Source organism: Photobacterium sp. SKA34 (assembly GCF_000153325.1).
Taxonomy (GTDB): domain Bacteria; phylum Pseudomonadota; class Gammaproteobacteria; order Enterobacterales; family Vibrionaceae; genus Photobacterium.
This window is the reverse complement of sequence record NZ_CH724147.1, coordinates 9,803-29,659: the sequence shown is the minus strand read 5'-3', so window position 1 is coordinate 29,659 and position 19,857 is coordinate 9,803. Positions and strand designations below refer to the sequence as shown.

Below are 19,857 nucleotides of genomic sequence, written 5' to 3'. Positions count from 1 at the left end.
TGGATGAAAGCTGCAACCGCACATATAGATACTGAAGCATTAGCCCACAATTTGGGGTTGATCCGTCAACACGCACCAAATAGTAAAGTTTTGGCGGTCGTTAAAGCTAATGCTTATGGGCATGGCTTACTTCGTGTTGCTCAAACGCTTTCGAATGTTGACGCTTATGGTGTTGCCCGTATTGAGGAAGCATTAATTTTACGTGCCGGCGGAATAGTAAAACCTATTTTACTATTGGAAGGGTTTTATGCACCGAGCGATCTTCCAGTATTAGTGACCAATAATATTCATACTGTGGTTCACTCGATTGAGCAATTGGAAGCGTTAGAACAAACTGAGCTTGATAACCCAGTGCAGGTATGGGTAAAAATTGATACTGGTATGCACCGCCTAGGCGTACGTCCAGAAGATCTGACGGATTTTATGGTGCGTTTAAATGCGTGTGAAAATGTCGCAAAGCCACTACGTTTTATTAGCCACTTTGGTAATGCTGATGATTTAAGCTCTGATATTACCTTAAAGCAGCTAGATACCTTTTTAGATTTGACTCAAGATTATCAAGGTGAACGTTCATTAGCCGCCTCAGCTGGTATTTTAGCGTGGCCTGATAGCCAGTTAGAGTGGATTCGCCCAGGGATCATTATGTATGGTGTCTCACCATTTAATGAGTCTGTACGTTTTGCTGCTTCTTATGATTTAAAGCCAGTGATGACATTAACCTCTAGCCTGATTGCTGTACGTGATGTCAAACAAGGTGAGCAAGTCGGTTACGGCGGTATTTGGACCAGTGAGCGAGATACCAAAGTCGGTGTGATTGCGATTGGTTATGGCGATGGTTATCCACGTACCGCACCTAACGGCACTCCAGTGCTTGTAAATGGTCGTATTGTACCTATGGCTGGGCGCGTCTCGATGGACATGCTAACGGTTGATTTAGGGCCTGATGCTCAAGACAAAGTCGGCGATACTGCCACATTATGGGGTGAAGGATTACCTGCTGAAGTTGTAGCAGAGCACATAGGCACGATTGCGTATGAATTGGTGACTAAATTAACACCACGGGTTGCGATGGCATATACGTGATGAATTAAACATTGGACGATAAGCTTTTGCTGGTGTTGGTCGTGTCGCTGAAAGTTACAACCTTCCTGAGTTGCATTCAGAGATGAAGTGGAGCGCAGGTGGCACGATACGTTTTCAAGTCGAAGGTGTTGTTGTCCGAACAGAAATAACGTGGGGCAGTGAAGAAAGCACCTCTAGAGTGATGGTCAATCAGCCGTTCTCGTATTAAATATAAAGCACTTAGCCAGCATTGTTTGGGATAAGTGCTTTTTTGTATACTCAATGTGCTATTCGCCTTGAATAGTGATCACGACTTTGCGGGAGCCGCCATGATCACGGTGCTCACCTAAATAAATACCTTGCCATATACCTAATGCTAAACGTCCTTGTGAAATAGGGATCGCGATACTATTTCCTAGCAATGAACTTTTAATATGTGCAGGCATATCATCATCGCCTTCATAGGTATGTCGATAATAAGGCGCACGTTCTGGTACAAAATGATTAAAGTGTTTCTCCATATCATGGCGCACCGTAGGATCGGCATTCTCATTAATGGTTAAGCTTGCCGAGGTGTGTTGGAGGAAACAATGGACTAATCCAACGGTTAAAGGTCGGATCTCATGTAAATGTTGCACTATTTCCTCAGTGATAAGGTGAAAACCGCGCTTTTGAGGAGTAAGATTAATTGTTTTTTGATACCACATGGCTATTTACCTATAGGTTTAACCTTTTAGTTTGATTAGTTATTCGCATTATTACATTGATGCGAAATACAGGTATGATGCATTCCAAGTTTTCGTGATTTACCGCAATGACAATCTTTTTCTTTTCGCGGCATCATCACAAGTGATCAAAATTATAAATAAGCCTGCCATCATAGGCTAATGAGAAAAATCGGGGATCTTTCGCAGACAATGTATTGGTGCGAAAGATAAACATAACAAAATTAGGATATTTTTATGTTGAAGAACATCAACCCAACGCAAACTCAAGCGTGGCAAGATCTAACCGCACACTTTGAACAAGCTCAAGATTTCCAATTAAGCGACTTATTTGCTAACGATAGCGCTCGCTTCTCTAAGTTTTCTGCGCAATTTGGCTCAGATATCCTACTTGATTACTCTAAAAACCTTATCACTGAAGAAACGCTAACTAAGCTATTTGCTCTTGCAAAAGAGACAGAGCTAGATGTTGCTATTGCAGATATGTTCAGTGGCGAAAAAATTAATCGTACAGAAGATCGTGCAGTACTTCACGTAGCGCTACGTAATCGTAGTAACACACCAATTATGGTTGATGGCGAAGATGTGATGCCTGCTGTGAATGCCGTACTTGAAAAGATGAAGTCTTTCTCTGATCGCATCATCAGCGGTGAATGGAAAGGTTACACAGGTAAAGAAATTACCGATATTGTGAACATCGGTATCGGTGGCTCAGATCTTGGTCCTTACATGGTGTCAGAAGCGCTAGGTGCTTATAAAACGCGCCTAAACATGCACTTTGTTTCTAACGTTGATGGCACGCACATTGCTGAAACGCTAAAAGATCTTAACCCTGAAACAACATTGTTCTTGATCGCATCAAAAACCTTCACGACTCAAGAAACCATGACTAACGCGCTATCTGCACGTGACTGGTTCTTAGCAAAAGCAGAAGATAAAGCACATGTAGCGAAACACTTTGCTGCGCTTTCAACAAACGGTGAAGCGGTTGCTGAGTTTGGTATTGATACTGACAACATGTTCGAGTTTTGGGACTGGGTTGGCGGTCGTTATTCATTATGGTCTGCAATCGGGTTATCAATTAGCTTATCAGTAGGTTTTGATAACTTTGTTGCACTACTTGATGGCGGTCATGCAATGGATAAACACTTTGCAGAAGCGCCCTTAGAGCAAAAGCTACCGGTTATCCTTGCACTTATCGGTATCTGGTACAATAACTTCCACGGTGCTGAAACAGAAGCGATTCTTCCTTATGATCAGTACATGCACCGTTTTGCAGCGTACTTCCAGCAAGGTAACATGGAATCAAACGGTAAATATGTTGATCGTGGCGGTAACCCAGTGGATTACCAAACAGGTCCAATTATTTGGGGTGAACCTGGTACCAATGGTCAACATGCTTTCTACCAGTTGATCCACCAAGGCACGAAATTAATTCCATGTGATTTCATTGCTCCTGCGATTAGCCATAACCCATTAGGCGATCACCATCCAAAATTGATGGCGAACTTCTTCGCGCAAACTGAAGCACTAGCATTTGGTAAGAGCCGTGAGAAAGTTGAAGCAGAATTCTTTGCTGCGGGTAAATCACAAGAAGAAGTGAACGAACTAGCAGAATTTAAAGTATTCGAAGGAAACCGCCCAACGAACTCAATCTTAGTGAAAGAAATTACGCCTTATACACTCGGTGCATTGATTGCGCTTTATGAGCACAAGATTTTCACTCAAGGTGTTATTTGGAATATCTTTAGCTTCGATCAGTGGGGCGTAGAGCTTGGTAAACAATTGGCTAACCAAATTCTGCCAGAGCTAAATAATAAAGAAGAAGTATCAAGCCACGATAGCTCGACTAATGGTTTGATTAATGCATTTAAACAATGGCGAGCATAATCTTAGGTTAATGTACTAAGTCATATGTTTGTATAATAAAAACGCCGCTAAATAGCGGCGTTTTTTTATCTTTTCATTGATGCTTATTACAGTGCAATGACTTCGCTAGCTTGTGGGCCTTTCTGACCATCTGTCACGATAAACTCAACACTTTGGCCTTCACGTAAGGTGCGGCGCCCTTGAGCTTGAATAGCACTGAAGTGTACAAACACATCTTTGCCATCCGTTCCAGAAATGAAACCAAAGCCTTTGTCATCGTTGAACCATTTTACGGTTCCAGTCAGTTTACTCATGTACGTCTTTCCCTTTTAGACAAATAATATACAGTCATCTCGCAGTTATAAGTAACATGATGCGTATGACGTAAACTAGTCTAGATCGAAAAAAGAGCGGAGAGTAGTCTTTTATTTAAGAATGGGATTATTAACAAAAGACTTAATAAATAAGTAGATAGCGTCAAGTAAGGCAAAGAATTTATCGTGTAATTGACGCTATAATTTCATTGGAAAAGACGATATCAATCGAAACAAATTTCGATATAGGCTTTGCCATAGTCTGAATCAAATGGCATTAATATGATCGCATTATCACATTTATGGGTAATGGTATGGCCTTTACCAGAAACAACCGCAGGTGTTGCCATATCAAAGTCATACCCATTTTCAGCCAACGCACGTTTTGCACCACCTGTTACCATATTAGTAATTTCACCAACCATATCAGTAACATCTTCATTAATGCCTGCTGGACGTTCACCTAGCATGCGTTGCATTATTTCAAGAGCCAGATCTTGCTCAAACGTGATTGACATTGACCCTTTAGTTTTTGGGCCTATCATACCGATCAAGCCAGATACATCACCACGCGCAATTTCATCTTTCTTTAGTCTTGGCTTTTGTGGTGTCATTGGCATAGATGCCATGGTGTTGAGCACATTAATCAGAGATGCAAGAAAAGGGTTTATAAATTCTGCGCGCATAATTGTAAGACTTTTCGTTGTAGGTTAAATAATAGGTTTATTACCCTGACATTTTTCACAAATACCATGGCTTTCAACAACATGATGATTAATCTTAAAACCAAGTTTTTCTGATTTTTGACGAAGCAGTTTGGCTAACTCATCATCATGACATTCTTCAACACAGCCACACTCATCACAGATCAATAACTGCGAACAGTGATCGGCATGCCCTAGTACACAGCAGGCAATATAGCTATTTGTGGACTCCACTTTGTGAACAAAACCTTGTGCTAAGAGAAAATCTAAAGCTCGGTAAATCGTTGGCGGCTTTGCTTGCGGTTCTGAAATTTTGAGTTGATCTAATAACTCATAAGCGCTGATTGAGCTATGGTGCTCAATAATCAACGCCAACACTTTTAAGCGCTGTGGCGTAAGTCGAACGCCTCGCTCTTCACAGAGTCGTTGCGCCTTTGTTAATAATTGGGCTTGATCCGCCATAAAACCTCAAAAAACTACAATAACCGTTTTATTTTATCACAGCCTATTTGAAACATATCGTAACTTAGCAATTAAGCCGCAATAAGCTGTAGTGTTTCGTGTAGAGGATCACGTAATAAGAGCAATAAGAATAAGTTAGTACTGATTTTTTTCATTGATGCTTGCGGTGACTCGAAACATTCCTTTTAAGTGTTAATCATCGTTTATACGCTTCAAGGAATAGTGGAGTTAAGTAGAAAGATAGAAGGTTGATTAAATCCACCTGCTTATAGTTACTATTTGGTAATAATCTTTTGTTTTTTAGATGCATTGTTGTTTAAAAGGTAATTATTGATAATGCACCCATCGAAACGCATAAGGCGTTCACAAACATAAAGACACAAGGTTTTATTACTCATGAAAACAGTTATTAAAGCAACTATCGTAGCCGCTATCATCGCTATGTCTTACAACGCTTCAGCAAAAGATGGTGCATTCACAGGTAATGTTCAGTTTCAAAAAGCAGCCGCTAGCAACATAAATGCCGCGCATTACCAAAAACAAGGTACCGCAGAGTGTTCAGACTCAGATGTGGTATTTACACAATCAGCATCACAACTCACAATTGCTGGAAAGTTACTGTCTGCCGCTGATAAATAAGCCGCAGATATCGGCAACAGAGATGTTGCTGAAGTCTGCGACATTATTCTGTTCCTTGCCGATGTTACTCAACCAACCATAAACAAGAACAATTAATGAGGATTTATTCGGTTTTAATGAATGGTTATTACTGGGCTTTTTATGTAAATTTTGCATTAGAAAAACTAATTAAAAATAATATTATTTCTCACTTTTAAAAACTGATTAAACTCCTATAATGCCCCACATCGAAACGCGACCCACGCCTTATAAATACTGTGTTTAGGCAAGGTTGTACATTATATAAAACTTGCTTTATTAAGGAATTCACAATGTCACGTATCATTAACAAAGTTGTTAGCTTATACACTCCAGTTTTCGCTTCTATGTACAAAGCGCAAATCAAATAAGCGTTTAAAGAATTAAAAAAAGGGCGTTGAAGGTAACTTCAACGCCCTTTTGCTATTTGGTTAATAGTTAACTCAAAAATATGCTCTTTGATGCTTATTTTTTGTAATTGAAAAAACAGAAGAAAATGAACTTAACCACCGAACCTGTGGATAAAAAAGTCCTATGTGGCCAAGTCACTTACATACCTGAAATGCTAAAGAAGATTCATGGGGTCTTTGCTCATATTGTATCGGTCGAGCTTTATTTGGCACTCTAAATTCTTATTGTGTTTTGATACAAAAGATCTCATCTGTAAATTTATTCTATAACCGTGGTTAAACAGTCTCCCGTGGGAGACTGTTTAATATATGGCATCTAATACGTAGTAACGTCTAGGTATAAAAAGACCGCCACGATAGGCGGTCATTTAACAGTAAAACTATTTGTACGTACTAAGTGTCGTTACGTTAAATCGAACATCAAATAAACATGGATTTTTTCGCTAAAATCATATGGCATTTCCGCAATCGAAAATTATTTATCAACAACTGATAACCACACTTTTGTTGTCTAGAAAGCATTATAGAAAATAAATAAAACTCCCCCCAAAGCACAAAACTTAAACGTTACGTAAAGTGGTTTGTTCCAATTTTTAAACTTTTTCATGTTTGTGCGGTAACTTTTATGAATAGGGGTTATTTTGTTACCAAGCCCTGTCTTGGTTGAATCTATATTATCGACAAAAAACAAGCTGTTAAACGTTTTAGCAAAGTAGTAATACATTTTTTGGATCAACTTACTTCTTAAAGGACGATCAATATCAGACATCAGTATGATTCGCGGTTTATCGCTATCGTTATGTGTATGATGAGCATAAGTTTCGTCGAAAATAATCGACTCACCGTCGCTCCAAGTGTGCCACTGCCCATCAACTGAAATGGCGCAATCTTCCGAGTTAGGTGTACTTAATCCAAGAGAATAACGCAGACTCAAAGCAAATGGGTCGTGGTGTTTACCTATACGCTTACCTGGATTCAAACAAGCAAATAACGCGAGGTTCATACCTGGAACTTGCTCAATAAGCTCCATCGTTTTTGGTGCGAGCTCTCGAGCGGATGGAATATCACAATCGTATACTTTCAAATAGAAACTGGTCCATCGATTATCTTTGTAAAAACTACTGGCCGGTAGATCATTTTTAATTGCTATATGCCCGCTTTCATACAGAGCTAATGCTTCATCTTTGATCTCTTCCCAATGGTCTTGCAAAATATCAAGTTCAGGAAAATGTTTCCTTTCGACAAAAGGAGTTAATGGAATTTTGGATAGCAAGTAGATAGGAATATTCATTGGTACCATAAAGGTCGAAAAGTCAGACATCTGACGTTTAAAACCCAAACGATCTTTATTTCGGATACGAATAAAAACAATCGAACCAACGTAGAGTGATATAACGAAAAAAGCAAAAATTAGCATAATATTTAAGCGAAATTGTGAGAAAAGAAACAAATACCACACTCTAACTAATAAAGAAAACTTTTAAAGTCGACTTTAATTTTCAAATAAGAAAAATAGATGGTCATTATTCCTATTGTGTTACACGGGATAGTTAGCGACTCAATACAATCTTCAGAACGCATCAAACGCTCCTTACTTGGATTTCTGATGGTTTTGTCTTGCGGACACTCCGAGGACAAGTCACACCAGCGAGACGCGACATTCATTGCAAACCACTCCCTTACACCATCACGTTAAAGCGCCTTCGTGTGAAAAGCCGCAATGCAAGCATCGCTCACACCAAAGCAACGTCATGGTGTTGTCGGGGCGGTTTTCCATTTATTCTGCCGCCGGCTTACTTAGGAGCTTATTTCCAATCCCCATCTTGGGGATGTTTACGCTTCGCGCAAACAAGAGCCTTCGCACCGTAATGGCTCACGCTCTTAGGTTTAACAGCTTTTTTTTGTGGTTCGCTATTACCGTGCCTTTGGGTATCGTGGGTGCTGCGCTTCATAATTACGGCTGCTTGTTCCTCGTCCCTCGCTAACAAAGCAGCCTCAACAAAACCTTGGTGTTTTGGTTCTGTTATATGGCCTTAATGATCTCGTATAATCCGCTAAACACACTTCACCACCACAATGTCTTTAATGTCGGTGTAGTAATTCTCTAGCTCTAGCATTTCTATTTCTCCCTGTCGTTCGTGGTAGCTGCGTTGCTGGCATGCAAATCCGATCACGCCTTTACCAAAGCGATCGCTTAATTGGTCGAGGGTGTTGTTTAAGGTGTCTTTGTTATCAAAGCGATTAAATAACTCGAACTGTTTTACTTCGGCATCAATAAGGCTTGGGGCACCTACACCCACTTTGTATATCGGTTGCTTGGCAAGATTGTTGGGGATCAAATCATCGAATAATGCGCGCAGTTGTTGCAGGGCAAAACTGGTATCGGTTAGGCCGTTTTCGAGTGTGAGTTCACCACGGCGATAAAACGGCGGGCAACGGTCGTATTTTGAGGTGCAGACAAATACGGAAAGGGTTTTCATCTCGCTTTTTTGGTCGCGTATTTTACGCATAACTTCGGCGCAGTGGTGAGCCAACTCTGCAAAAAGGTCGTCTCGGTGATGAAGGCGATCACGGTAGGAAGCGGTAGACCATATCTGTTTTTTCTTTTCTCGCTCAACGGAAATGTCTAAACAGGCGATGCCATTAAGCTCTGAAATCACGTTAGCCACGTTGATGGAATAACGTTTGTGATAGGTTTTGGTGTCGCACTGTTTTAGTTGGTAGGCGGTTAAAATGCCTTCTTGTGTCAGGTGTTTATTCAGTTGTCTGCCAATGTTCCAAAGTTTACCTACGGGCATTTGTTTTAAAACCGTGTCGGTTTCTTTCTCGCTTATTAATACACATTGCCCCTGGTAAGGTTGGCAGTTCTTCGCCGCCCACGAGGCAACTTTGGCCAAGGTCAGGGTTTTGCCTACACCAGCGCCTGTCGGTACGCCGGTTTCTTTGTAAATGGCTTTGCGTAGGGCTTGTACGTGTTCATTCAGATCGACGTTGATGCGGTACAGGTGGCTAACATCGTAAAACACTTCATCCACGCTGTAGCGCATGGAACGGGCATCTTGTATATGCTTTTCAAGGGCTGTCATGAAGCGATCTGAATGGTGAGAAAAGGTGTTGAAGTTGGCTTTATACACAATGCCTTTGTGTACCCGTAAGCGGTCTATTTCTTCCCATATTGGGGTGAATTTTGAAATGCCGATGTTAGTGCTAGCACGGTTAGCGGCAATGGAGATCCCTTGGCCTGTTGTTACCAATAACGGGGTATTTCTCAGGGCTGGCTTGTAGGTAATGCAAGATTCGGCGTAAAAACGTGTGCCATCAAGTAAGCAAATCATAAGGTAACAGGGCGGTGTAATCGTAAGCTGTAACGCACCACGCCATGTAAGCGGGTGTAGTCGTCTGGGTTGATCTGGTGTGGCTGAAAACTGGGGTTATCTGAATACAGGGTTCTGCTGTGTAGGTTTACGCGCTTTACGACAAGATCGTTGTTTAACGAAAGTACGATAACGTCTTCGTTCTCGGGGTTTAGGTGGCGCTCTAATACGAGTATGTCGTGGTCCCAAATGTAGGGCAGCATGGAAAGCCCAGCCGCACGGCACAAGATGGTGGAATGCTCTTGGGTGATCACCAGTTGGTGTAGGTCGAGCTCGGTTAAGTCATGGTGCCATGGTAATAACGGCGGTTGCCTGAAGTGATGGATAGAAAGGGTGATCACGCCTATTACGTGTAAGTCGTCCCACTCTTTGCCTGATGCGGCAATGTGTTGGCATAGTAGGTTCCAACGTGCGATGTGGTTGGAACCGTGTTGCTCAAATACAACAAGGTCGCTGTTTAGGGGCTGTAAGGCACTGTCTATGAGTAGCCAATCCCCTTTGGCGATCCCTAGCTTTTTGTAGGTGTTATCGGCGCCCATTATCCGCATAGATGAATGGCTATGTACAAACATGGTTTGTAGGTTTAGCGATTTTTTGCGAAAGCGAATAGTGGGGTTTTCAAAGCCGGTGATCCCCGCCTGTACGTAAGTGTTAAGTGTAATCATGGTTAAAAATACTGTATACATGTACAGTTATTTTAGTGCTGTTTTGGGTGTGTGGCAAGGTGGGAAGTATCGTGGCCGGCGTGTGAATGAGTCACAGTATCAAGATAGTCGGGAGCTGTTAAACCTTGGGCGTCGTTATTCAGAAATACAGCAGAAGCTAGGGTCTAGTGGGGGTGATGTTAGAGAGTGTTGTTAAATTACAGGTATAAAAAATGCCGGCCTTAGCCAGCATTTTTTTATCTATCCGCGAGGATAAATTAGATAGCTACAACGTTTGCAGCTTGAAGACCTTTTTGGCCTTGCTCTACTTCAAAAGACACTTTTTGGCCTTCAGCAAGAGTTTTGAAACCTTCAGAAGCGATAGCACGGAAGTGAACGAATACGTCAGCACCGCCGTTGTCTTGAGTAATGAAACCAAAACCTTTCTCTTCGTTAAACCATTTTACTAAACCAGTAGTTTTGTTAGACATGTGATGCCCCTTATAAATGTGATTAATTAACCGCTAAAATGCGATGTGCTGAGTGGTTAAATTATTAATGATACTGCCAAAACAAGGGAAACACTGAAGTACAAAACGAAAACGTTGATGTAGCTGAAGGTTTAACTGTGACTTGGTGCCGCATTTAATAACTCTCTAAACAACAGAGCGAGACGAATAATAACAGGTGTTTACTTTTTGTACAGTCTTTTTTGCCGAAATATTCGAAATAGATTATTGATACTACTGTATGGATAAGAGAAAGAAGAGTTTTTACATAATATTTATTAAAAAACACGCAGATTCTCTTCTTATAAAGCTTAAAAATAAAAGCATACGAGCATGGTGTGAGTAGTTCTCGCTTTTACTTTATTGCTTCTGCTTTGGCTTAACTACGTTTTAATGTAGAATCCGCTTTCTTCAGAATATACCTCAAGCAACGTCACTTAAGTATTTAGCGATCGTATCTTTTAGATACAACGTAATGAGGGGAGTAAGATTCTGAAATTAAAAGTAAACCAATCCAAACAGGGTATGAAAATGACAAATGTTGTAGACGAGACAATGAAAAATAACTTGTCAACTCAAAGTGTTACAGGCGATTTTCCAATGCAGCGTTTTTCTGTCGCACCGATGCTGGATTGGACTGATCGTCATTGTCGCTACTTTCACCGTTTAATGAGTAAAGAAGCGTTGTTGTATACCGAGATGGTTACAACAGGCGCGATTATTCACGGTAAGGGCGATTTTTTAGCGTATAACGAAGAAGAGCATCCATTGGCGCTTCAACTAGGTGGTTCAAACTCTATTGATTTGGCGCGTTGTGCTAAGTTAGCGCAAGAGCGTGGCTATGATGAAATTAACCTAAACGTCGGCTGCCCGTCTGATCGCGTACAAAACGGTATGTTTGGTGCTTGTCTAATGGGTGAAGCCGAGTTGGTAGCGCAGTGTGTAACTGCGATGCGTGATGTGGTTGATATTCCTGTGACGGTAAAAACCCGTATTGGTATTGATGATCAAGATTCTTATGAGTTTTTAAAAGACTTTATCCACGTTGTATCTGAGAAAGGCGGTTGTGATAATTTTACCATCCACGCCCGTAAAGCCTGGTTAAGTGGTTTAAGCCCGAAAGAGAACCGTGAAATTCCGCCGCTAGACTACCCGCGAGTTTACCAACTAAAGCAAGATTTTGCGCATTTAACCATGGCAATCAATGGTGGCATTAAAACTTTTGAAGAAATGGAAGCGCATCTAAAACATATGGATGGGGTGATGGTCGGTCGTGAAGCGTATCAAAGCCCATACTTAATGGCGGAAGTGGATCAGCGTTTATTTGGTAGTGAACGCCCTGTTATGAAGCGTCGTGAAGTTGTTGAAGCTATGTATCCATATATTGAAAAGCAACTCGCGAACGGATCTTACTTGGGACATATTACACGCCATATGCTGGGCTTATTCCAAAGTATGCCTGGCGCACGTCAATGGCGTCGACATATCAGTGAGAATGCTCATAAACCTGGTGCTGGTATTGAAGTCGTTCAGCAGGCGTTAGATAAAATTCCTGCTCACTTAGATGTTTAATTACTGAATTGCTCTTGGCGAGATCTACGATAAATGAGTGGATTTGGCCAATACAGAGAAAAAAGGCTAATCCTTGTGGGTTAGCCTTTTTTGTATCTAATTGAAAATTAAGTGATAAGTTTTTATGTCACTTGGCGTGATTTGTGCAATTACATCTAATAGCGATATTGAATAGGATCACTTTCAACACGCTTTGTCGGTTTATGTTGTGAACTTGACAGAAAAGCTTATCGTTGAAAGGTAATAATTGGTTAAGGAGAGGGGTATGTTTGAATTTTTATTTTTGCTGACGTTTGCATTAGTGTTAGTTTTTACGGGTGTCAGTATTATTGGCATGATGATAGCCGTTGCGGCTGGTTTTGCGATCATGGCAGTGGTTGGCATGTTGGGGTTAGTGATTAAGTTATTACCTTGGATTGTGTTGATTGCCATTGCAATTTGGTTGGTGAGAGATAATAAAAAAGTACAAGATTACAAAGATCGTCTATCTCGTACGCGTCGTTATTAATCCGCTGATAAATATATTCAAATAAAACATTATTAATAAAAATAGTAGTAGGTTATTTCTGGCAAATTTTGTTAAAAAATACCATCAAAATAGATAAGAGCGGTGTTTTTTTAGGGTTTCTGGTATAGTTTCGTCGTTTAAAATTATTAATGATGAAGAGCGGAGACTCGACATGAAAAAAGTAATGCTTTCAGTAGCAGTGGCAATGGCAATGACTGCCGCTATTCCAGCACAGGCAGATACCCTTCTAGGTGTTAAAGTAGGCGCAGATGCATGGTTTGCAAATGCGAAAGTTGATGGTAATAAAAGTGATGATACATCAGCCTCTTACTACGCATCTTTTGAACACTTTATTCCTCTAGTGCCTAACTTTATGATTCGTTACAACAATATCGATACTGGTAATGTTGCATTTGAACAAAGTGATTTTACAGCGTACTACGAAATCTTGGATAACGATCTAGTCTCTCTTGATCTTGGTCTTACTGCAACCAAATTTGGTAGTGTGAAGCTAAACAGTGATGATCGTTTTAGTGACTGGCAGCCAACTATTTACGGTAATGCGGAAATCGGTATTCCAGCAACACCATTAACAGTATTTGCTCAAGCAAACGCGGGTAAATATGATGGTACTCGTCTATTTGACGGTCAGGCTGGTGTGAAATACACAATCGGTCTAGTGGCGGCAGATCTAAACATCCGTGGTGGTTATCGCATGATGGATTACGATTTCGATAAAGCGAAGAATACTGGCGATGTTGATTTAAATGGTTGGTTCGCAGGTGTTGAAGTCGACTTCTAAGTCTTCTTAAGCTAACTAATTAATAAAAACCACGACACTGTCGTGGTTTTTTTATTGGCTGTTTCTAGGTTTTTGTACCATTTTTAAGTGTATAGATTCCATCTTTTATACTGAACTAATAAAAGTGGCAAAGGATAGGGAGTAAGGCTATGACGCTGACTGAGCTACAACACCTTTATGTTAGCCAAGAATTGGTTGAGGCAGTGGTTGAGCCTTCAATTGGTGATGGTTATATCGTCGAATTTCGTCACCGTCGGGGTGGCTTGGTTCCTTTAACTGACGGGGCTGGCAGTGAACGTTGCTATAGTGATATTGATAGCGCAACTCAACAAGCTTTTGAAGTAGGGTTTCATCAAGTTAGAATTGCTGATGAATACTAAAACTGATCATATTTCCTGCCAATAAAGGCGAGATAATCCTTATTGCTTGATGGCAAAATAACGATTATTTCGCATTCACTTTTCTTCTTAACCTTTAAAAAGGTTATAAAACATTCTTATCTATTCTTTCTTGTTATTACACGAAATGGCTAATCTAACAGTACGCAATGAATAGGGATCGTCGTGTCATGTTAGTGAAGGAATTATCGGCTTTAGCTAGTCCACTTAATGATCAGCAAATAGATCAACTGAAGCAAGCAGCGGCAGAATCGTCGCCACAACAGCTTGCGTGGATCAGTGGCTACTTTTGGGGATTAAGCCAAACCCAGTCTCAATCAGCTGCAGATCCTGCAGTCCAAAATAATGTACTGGCTGCCGCAAAACCAGCCGGTAAACTCACCATCATTTATGCCTCGCAAACCGGTAACGCCAAAGGTGTTGCTGAAGCGTTAAAAGAAGAAGCACAAGCGGCTGATATTGCTGCTCAAGTGTTTTCTGCCGGCGACTATAAAGGTAAAAACCTCGCTAAGGAAACCCACGTGATTATCGTGGCATCAACCCATGGCGAAGGTGAAGCACCTGATGATGCTATTGAATTACATGAGTTTTTACAATCTAAGAAAGCCCCTAAATTGGCAGATCTTAATTATGCTGTGATTGGTTTAGGTGATTCAAGCTACGAGTTCTTCTGTCAAACCGCGAAAGACTTTGATAGCTACTTAGCTAAACTTGGTGGGCAGCCAATGCTTGAACGTTTAGATTGTGACGTTGACTATGAAGTGCCTGCTGCTGAATGGCGTGCACAAGCATTAGTTAAAGCCAAAGAAACCTTATCAACGGGTGAAGCTGAAGTTGTTCAACTCCCTGTAGGTCAAAAGCCTGCGGCTGTTTCTACTTACAATAAACAGAACCCTTACACCGCGAGTCTATTGGTAAGTCAAAAAATAACAGGCCGTGATTCAGGTAAAGATGTTCGCCATATTGAAATTGATTTAGAAGATTCAGGCTTAACGTATCAAGCGGGTGATGCACTCGGTGTGTGGTTTGAAAATGACCCACAATTAGTTGATGCTATTTTAGCGAAACTTAGCTTAGACGCGGACAGTTCTGTTGACGTTGATGGTGCTGCATTAAGTCTACGTGATGCGTTGATCAGCAAATATGAAATTACTGCATCAAATCCACAGTTTGTGACCAAATACGCTGAGTTATCAGGTAGTAAAAAGCTTGAAAAGCTGGTGTCGGATCGTGACAAGCTACGTGAGTACTCTGCGAAAACACAAATTATTGATGTCTTAGCAGAAAAGAAAACAGCATTAACCGCAGAGCAATTAATCGGTCTACTTCGTCGTTTAACACCACGTTTATACTCTATTGCTTCAAGCCAAGAAGAAGTGGGTGAAGAAGTTCACTTAACCGTTGGGGTAGTTGAATTTGAGCAAGGTGACGAACAACGCCAAGGTGGCGCATCAAGTTTCTTAGCTCAGCGTTTAGAAGAAGGCGCTGAAGTGAAAGTCTTTGTTGAAACTAACAATAACTTTAAGTTACCAGCGGATGATAATACCCCTGTGATCATGATAGGTCCAGGTACTGGTATTGCACCATTCCGCGCCTTTGTTCAAGAGCGTGATAATCGTGAAGCACAAGGTAAAAACTGGTTATTCTTTGGCGACCGTACCTTCACTGAAGATTTCTTATACCAAGTTGAGTGGCAAAAATACTTAAAAGATAGGGTTGTTAATCAGATTGATGTGGCATTTAGTCGTGATCAAGCTGAGAAAGTTTACGTTCAACACCGCATCTTAGAACAAGCTGCACAAGTATGGCAGTGGCTGCAAGACGGCGCGCATGTTTATGTGTGCGGTGATGCTAACCAAATGGCAAAAGATGTCCATCAAGCGCTGATGACAGTGATTGAGCAACAAGGGAATAAAACGCGCGAGCAAGCTGAGCAGTATCTAAATGATCTGCGTAAAGACAAGCGCTATCAAAGGGATGTGTACTAATGACTGATCAAAAATTATCAGATAACGAACGTCTAAAACGCGAGAGTAATGCTTTACGCGGAACGATAGAGCAGGATCTTGGCGATCGTATGACCGGTGGTTTTACTGCAGATAACTTCCAGTTGATCCGTTTCCACGGCATGTATCAGCAAGATGATCGCGATATCCGTGCTGAGCGTGCAAAACAAAAACTCGAACCACTACATAACGTGATGTTACGTGCACGTATGCCTGGCGGTATTATTACTCCTAAACAGTGGTTGGAAATTGATAAGTTTGCCGATGAGCATACTTCTTATGGCAGTATTCGTTTAACAACGCGTCAGACGTTTCAGTTCCATGGTGTACTAAAACCTAATATCAAGCTGATGCACCAAACGCTAAATAGTATTGGTATCGATTCAATTGCTACTGCGGGTGATGTTAACCGTAATGTACTGTGTACGACAAATCCAGTCGAGTCAGAGCTTCACCAAGAAGCATATGAGTGGGCGAAAAAGATCAGTGAACACTTGCTACCAAAAACTCGTGCGTATGCGGAAATTTGGCTAGACGGTGAAAAACTAGAAACAACTGATGAAGAGCCGATCTTAGGCAGTAACTATTTGCCGCGTAAGTTTAAAACGACTGTGGTGATCCCACCGCAAAATGATGTGGATGTGCATGCGAACGATCTTAACTTTATCGCGATTGCAGATAACGGTAAGTTAGTCGGCTTTAATGTATTAGTCGGCGGCGGTTTGGCAATGACTCACGGCGATCATTCCACCTATCCTCGTCGCGCTGATGACTTTGGTTTTATTCCACTAGAGAAAACGTTAGATGTGGCAGCGGCGGTTGTAACGACACAGCGTGATTGGGGTAACCGATCTAACCGAAAGAATGCGAAAACAAAATATACCTTAGATCGTGTGGGTAGCGATGTATTTAAAGCGGAAGTTGAAAAACGCGCGGGTATTCAATTTGAAGACAGCCGACCTTATGAGTTTACCGATCGTGGTGATCGCATTGGATGGGTTGAAGGTATCGACGGTAAGCATCATTTAGCACTGTTTATAGAAAATGGACGTTTATTAGATTATCCGAATAAGCCATTAAAAACAGGAGTGGCTGAAATTGCTAAGGTGCATGGCGGTGATTTCCGTATGACGGCTAACCAAAACTTAATTGTTGCGGGTGTGTTAACAAAAGACAAAGACGAGATCGAAAAGATCGCACGCGATCATGGTTTGATTGATGATGGTGTTAGCGAGCAGCGTAAAAACTCAATGGCTTGTGTGTCATTACCAACCTGTCCATTAGCGATGGCGGAAGCAGAACGTTTCTTACCTGAATTTGTTACCGATGTTGAAGGTATTTTAGAAAAGCACGGCTTAGATGATGATGAAAATATCATTCTTCGTGTCACTGGTTGTCCAAATGGCTGTGGTCGTGCGATGTTGGCGGAAATTGGTCTCGTAGGTAAAGCGCCTGGTCGTTATAACTTACATTTAGGCGGTAACCGTAACGGAACACGTGTGCCTAAGATGTACCGTGAAAATATTACTGTTGCGCAGATCATGGATGAAATTGATAGCTTAGTAGGTCGTTGGTCTACAGAGCGTCAAGAGAGTGAAGACTTTGGTGATTTCACTATTCGCACAGGCATTATTGATGAAGTCAAAGTATCAAAGAGAGATTTTTATGGCTAAATTTCAACTGGCTGAGTTACTTGAGCTGCCTAAAGTGAGTCAAATTATTCAGCTGGCTGAAATCAATGCCGAGCTGGAGGATATGACGGCAGAGCAGCGAGTAAGCTGGGCTATCGACAACCTTGAAGGTGGATTTTCACTAGCATCAAGTTTTGGTATTCAATCTGCTGTTATGTTGCATTTAGTTACAACAGTAAAGCCCGATATTCCTGTGGTATTAACCGATACGGGGTATTTATTTCCTGAAACGTATCAGTTTATTGATAGCTTAACGAAACGATTAGATCTTAATCTTCATGTCTACAGCGCAAAACAAAGCGCCGCATGGCAAGAAGCACGTTATGGTCAACTGTGGTTGCAAGGGGTTGATGGCATTAAGCAATATAATTTGCTTAATAAAGTTGAGCCAATGCGTCGAGCATTAGATGAACTGCAAGTGAAAACATGGTTTTCTGGGCTACGTCGTGAACAATCAAACTCACGTGCGACATTGCCAGTATTAGCGATCCAAAATGGGCGCTTTAAGTTCCTGCCATTAATTGATTGGAGTAATGAGCAAATCGATCTGTATTTACAACAGCATGATTTGCCTTATCACCCATTAAAAGCGCAAGACTATCTTTCTGTCGGTGATATCCATACGACAGTTAAGTGGCAACCGGGGATGAAAGAAGAAGAAACGCGATTCTTCGGTCTAAAACGTGAGTGTGGTTTACATGAAGACAGCGACACAGAAGCGGATGGTTCAGGAATTTAACGGATAGCAAGTCAGAAATAGTGTAATTAGGGAAGGGCGAGATCGGTGATCTCGCCCTTTTATTTGTTCAATTAAAGGAGCAATAACAAATTATTTTGCGGCAACAGGTGCAGCTGGTGCCCAAATGTTAGAGAGTGCGCCAAGGAGTTCATTACTTGCGCCTTGCTCACCTAAAAATTGCGTAACAACAGGGACGAATTGATTAACCATTTCAGGCTTCATGCCTAATAAAGAAAAGACTTGGTTGATATTGTCTTTGTTGCCTAATAATTGACCTAAACCTAATGGCATTGAATCTGTAAGCTTCTCTGCACCCGGAATTAATTTGGTTAATTCTTGGCTTTGAGGACCTGTTAGCTCACTGGCAGCCATCGCTAATAGTGCACCTGCACCGCCAGCTGCTTGCTCTGGTTTTACACCAAGATCAGACACTAGTACTTTTGTTAATGGGTTTTCTGCAATCTGTGTTGCAACCTGATCACTTTTTTCTCCCCCAAAAGCATTCGCGACATCAGATAGGCTGAATGCATGGCTCATTGCACTTGATGATAATAAAGCAACGGCGGTAAGTGTAGTTAAGATATGACGCTTTTCCATGGGGTTCTCCTTAATTTAACTATTATCTATCCTAGTGTAGATATTTATTTTTGTAATACATTTTATTGATAAAACACGATAGCTGATGATTTAACTAGCAGGATTTATTAGTTTGAGAGAATGGATCGTATTTTTTAACCATAAAAAAAACGGCGCCGGAGCGCCGCTTTTAAAAAGAGAGCAATATCTTATAGGATATCTAGTAGCTCAACTTCAAATACTAGTGCTGCATATGGAGGGATTGCAGCACCTGCGCCGCGCTCACCGTATGCTAGGTTTTGTGGAATGCTTAGCTTCCACTTAGAACCTACAGGCATCATTTGTAGTGCTTCAACCCAACCAGCGATAACGCCAGTTACTGGGAATTCTGCAGGTTGACCACGAGAAACAGAGCTGTCAAAAACAGTGCCGTCTGTTAGCATACCGTGGTAATGAACACGTACTTGCTTGTCAGAAGTTGGAATTTCGCCGTTACCTTCAACTAGTACTTCGTATTGAAGACCAGAATCAGTTACTGTAACTTCTGCACGCTTTGCGTTTTCAGCTAGGAATGCTTCGCCATCAGCTGCAGCTAGTTTAGCTTGCTCTTGACGTGCTGCGTCTGCTGCAGTGTGAAGCTCACGTAGTGCATTGTTGATTTCATCAACTTCGATTTCTGGCATTTCGCCAGCAAGAGAAGCTGCGATACCTTTAGCAATTGCTGCTACGTTTAGGCCTTCAAGACCGCTTTGTGCAAGTTGTTGGCCCATTTGTAGACCAATACCGTAACTTGCTTTAGTCTCAACTGTATCTAGTTTAACGTCAGACATTATTG

20 protein-coding genes and 1 pseudogene are annotated in these 19,857 nt (G+C 41.3%); 11 read left to right on the top strand and 10 right to left on the bottom strand.

Annotated elements, in window-relative coordinates:
• Nucleotides 1–3 precede the first annotated feature (3 nt).
• On the top strand, nucleotides 4–1,083 hold the full coding sequence (gene alr / locus SKA34_RS22140) for an alanine racemase (protein ID WP_006647725.1): 1,080 nt from the start codon (nucleotides 4–6) through the stop codon (nucleotides 1,081–1,083).
• 22 nt (nucleotides 1,084–1,105) lie between these two features.
• Nucleotides 1,106–1,291, top strand: a pseudogene (locus tag SKA34_RS23945) (hypothetical protein); the annotation flags it as partial.
• A 58-nt stretch (nucleotides 1,292–1,349) separates the two neighbouring features.
• Here the strand turns inward: SKA34_RS23945 and SKA34_RS22135 are convergent.
• The gene (locus SKA34_RS22135) at nucleotides 1,350–1,769 is read right to left on the bottom strand and encodes a secondary thiamine-phosphate synthase enzyme YjbQ (protein ID WP_006647723.1); all 420 of its coding nucleotides are present in this window, start codon (nucleotides 1,767–1,769) and stop codon (nucleotides 1,350–1,352) included.
• A gap of 255 nt (nucleotides 1,770–2,024) precedes the next feature.
• Here SKA34_RS22135 and pgi point away from each other — a divergent pair, with 255 nt between their 5' ends.
• Nucleotides 2,025–3,677, top strand: coding sequence for a glucose-6-phosphate isomerase (pgi, locus tag SKA34_RS22130; protein ID WP_006647722.1), 1,653 nt, complete (start codon nucleotides 2,025–2,027; stop codon nucleotides 3,675–3,677).
• Between the two features lie 86 nt (nucleotides 3,678–3,763).
• On the opposite strand, the gene SKA34_RS22125 is transcribed toward pgi, so the two are convergent.
• The 3 genes from SKA34_RS22125 to zur form a co-directional block, all read right to left on the bottom strand.
• The gene (locus SKA34_RS22125) at nucleotides 3,764–3,970 is read right to left on the bottom strand and encodes a cold-shock protein (RefSeq protein ID WP_005372779.1); all 207 of its coding nucleotides are present in this window, start codon (nucleotides 3,968–3,970) and stop codon (nucleotides 3,764–3,766) included.
• A gap of 224 nt (nucleotides 3,971–4,194) precedes the next feature.
• Nucleotides 4,195–4,656, bottom strand: coding sequence for a chemotaxis protein CheX (locus SKA34_RS22120; protein WP_005372777.1), 462 nt, complete (start codon nucleotides 4,654–4,656; stop codon nucleotides 4,195–4,197).
• Between the two features lie 24 nt (nucleotides 4,657–4,680).
• Nucleotides 4,681–5,136: a zinc uptake transcriptional repressor Zur gene (gene zur, locus SKA34_RS22115; RefSeq protein WP_006647721.1), complete on the bottom strand. Its 456-nt coding sequence runs from the start codon at nucleotides 5,134–5,136 to the stop codon at nucleotides 4,681–4,683.
• Nucleotides 5,137–5,532: 396 nt separating this feature from the next.
• Between zur and SKA34_RS22110 the strand changes: the two genes are divergently transcribed.
• Nucleotides 5,533–5,775, top strand: coding sequence for a hypothetical protein (locus tag SKA34_RS22110; RefSeq protein WP_006647720.1), 243 nt, complete (start codon nucleotides 5,533–5,535; stop codon nucleotides 5,773–5,775).
• A gap of 939 nt (nucleotides 5,776–6,714) precedes the next feature.
• On the opposite strand, the gene SKA34_RS22105 is transcribed toward SKA34_RS22110, so the two are convergent.
• From SKA34_RS22105 to SKA34_RS22080, 4 genes are all read right to left on the bottom strand, one after another.
• Nucleotides 6,715–7,524, bottom strand: coding sequence for an aspartyl/asparaginyl beta-hydroxylase domain-containing protein (locus SKA34_RS22105; RefSeq protein ID WP_232284297.1), 810 nt, complete (start codon nucleotides 7,522–7,524; stop codon nucleotides 6,715–6,717).
• 733 nt (nucleotides 7,525–8,257) lie between these two features.
• The gene (locus tag SKA34_RS22095) at nucleotides 8,258–9,538 is read right to left on the bottom strand and encodes a Y-family DNA polymerase (RefSeq protein ID WP_006647717.1); all 1,281 of its coding nucleotides are present in this window, start codon (nucleotides 9,536–9,538) and stop codon (nucleotides 8,258–8,260) included.
• The gene (locus tag SKA34_RS22090; protein ID WP_039861121.1) at nucleotides 9,535–10,242 is read right to left on the bottom strand and encodes a S24 family peptidase; all 708 of its coding nucleotides are present in this window, start codon (nucleotides 10,240–10,242) and stop codon (nucleotides 9,535–9,537) included. Before SKA34_RS22090 ends, SKA34_RS22095 begins: the two co-directional genes overlap by 4 nt.
• Nucleotides 10,243–10,499: 257 nt before the next feature.
• Entirely contained in the window at nucleotides 10,500–10,712 is a 213-nt protein-coding gene (locus tag SKA34_RS22080; protein ID WP_006647715.1) for a cold-shock protein, read from the bottom strand.
• Between the two features lie 573 nt (nucleotides 10,713–11,285).
• Here SKA34_RS22080 and dusA point away from each other — a divergent pair.
• From dusA to SKA34_RS22045, 7 genes are all read left to right on the top strand, one after another.
• Nucleotides 11,286–12,302, top strand: coding sequence for a tRNA dihydrouridine(20/20a) synthase DusA (gene dusA / locus SKA34_RS22075; RefSeq protein ID WP_086004129.1), 1,017 nt, complete (start codon nucleotides 11,286–11,288; stop codon nucleotides 12,300–12,302).
• A 265-nt stretch (nucleotides 12,303–12,567) separates the two neighbouring features.
• Complete coding sequence (pspG, locus tag SKA34_RS22070; protein ID WP_006647713.1) at nucleotides 12,568–12,810, top strand: envelope stress response protein PspG; 243 nt, start codon at nucleotides 12,568–12,570, stop codon at nucleotides 12,808–12,810.
• A gap of 172 nt (nucleotides 12,811–12,982) precedes the next feature.
• On the top strand, nucleotides 12,983–13,612 hold the full coding sequence (locus SKA34_RS22065) for a TIGR04219 family outer membrane beta-barrel protein (protein ID WP_006647712.1): 630 nt from the start codon (nucleotides 12,983–12,985) through the stop codon (nucleotides 13,610–13,612).
• A gap of 149 nt (nucleotides 13,613–13,761) precedes the next feature.
• Nucleotides 13,762–13,992, top strand: a complete 231-nt coding sequence (locus SKA34_RS22060; protein WP_005372743.1) for a hypothetical protein — start codon at nucleotides 13,762–13,764, stop codon at nucleotides 13,990–13,992.
• A gap of 188 nt (nucleotides 13,993–14,180) precedes the next feature.
• Nucleotides 14,181–15,998 carry an assimilatory sulfite reductase (NADPH) flavoprotein subunit gene (locus SKA34_RS22055; protein WP_006647711.1) on the top strand — a complete coding sequence of 606 codons (1,818 nt, stop codon included), beginning with the start codon at nucleotides 14,181–14,183 and terminating at the stop codon, nucleotides 15,996–15,998.
• Nucleotides 15,998–17,689, top strand: coding sequence for an assimilatory sulfite reductase (NADPH) hemoprotein subunit (gene cysI, locus SKA34_RS22050; RefSeq protein WP_006647710.1), 1,692 nt, complete (start codon nucleotides 15,998–16,000; stop codon nucleotides 17,687–17,689). The genes SKA34_RS22055 and cysI overlap by 1 nt, the downstream gene beginning before the upstream one ends.
• The gene (locus SKA34_RS22045) at nucleotides 17,682–18,446 is read left to right on the top strand and encodes a phosphoadenylyl-sulfate reductase (protein ID WP_006647709.1); all 765 of its coding nucleotides are present in this window, start codon (nucleotides 17,682–17,684) and stop codon (nucleotides 18,444–18,446) included. The genes cysI and SKA34_RS22045 overlap by 8 nt, the downstream gene beginning before the upstream one ends.
• Nucleotides 18,447–18,536: 90 nt before the next feature.
• Here the strand turns inward: SKA34_RS22045 and SKA34_RS22040 are convergent, their stop codons facing one another.
• Together SKA34_RS22040 and SKA34_RS22035 are read right to left on the bottom strand one after the other, a co-directional pair.
• A complete protein-coding gene (locus SKA34_RS22040; protein WP_006647708.1) occupies nucleotides 18,537–19,043 on the bottom strand; it encodes a DUF2780 domain-containing protein in 507 nt (168 codons plus the stop codon).
• A 188-nt stretch (nucleotides 19,044–19,231) separates the two neighbouring features.
• On the bottom strand, nucleotides 19,232–19,852 hold the full coding sequence (locus SKA34_RS22035; RefSeq protein ID WP_039861116.1) for an FKBP-type peptidyl-prolyl cis-trans isomerase: 621 nt from the start codon (nucleotides 19,850–19,852) through the stop codon (nucleotides 19,232–19,234).
• Nucleotides 19,853–19,857 lie beyond the last annotated feature (5 nt).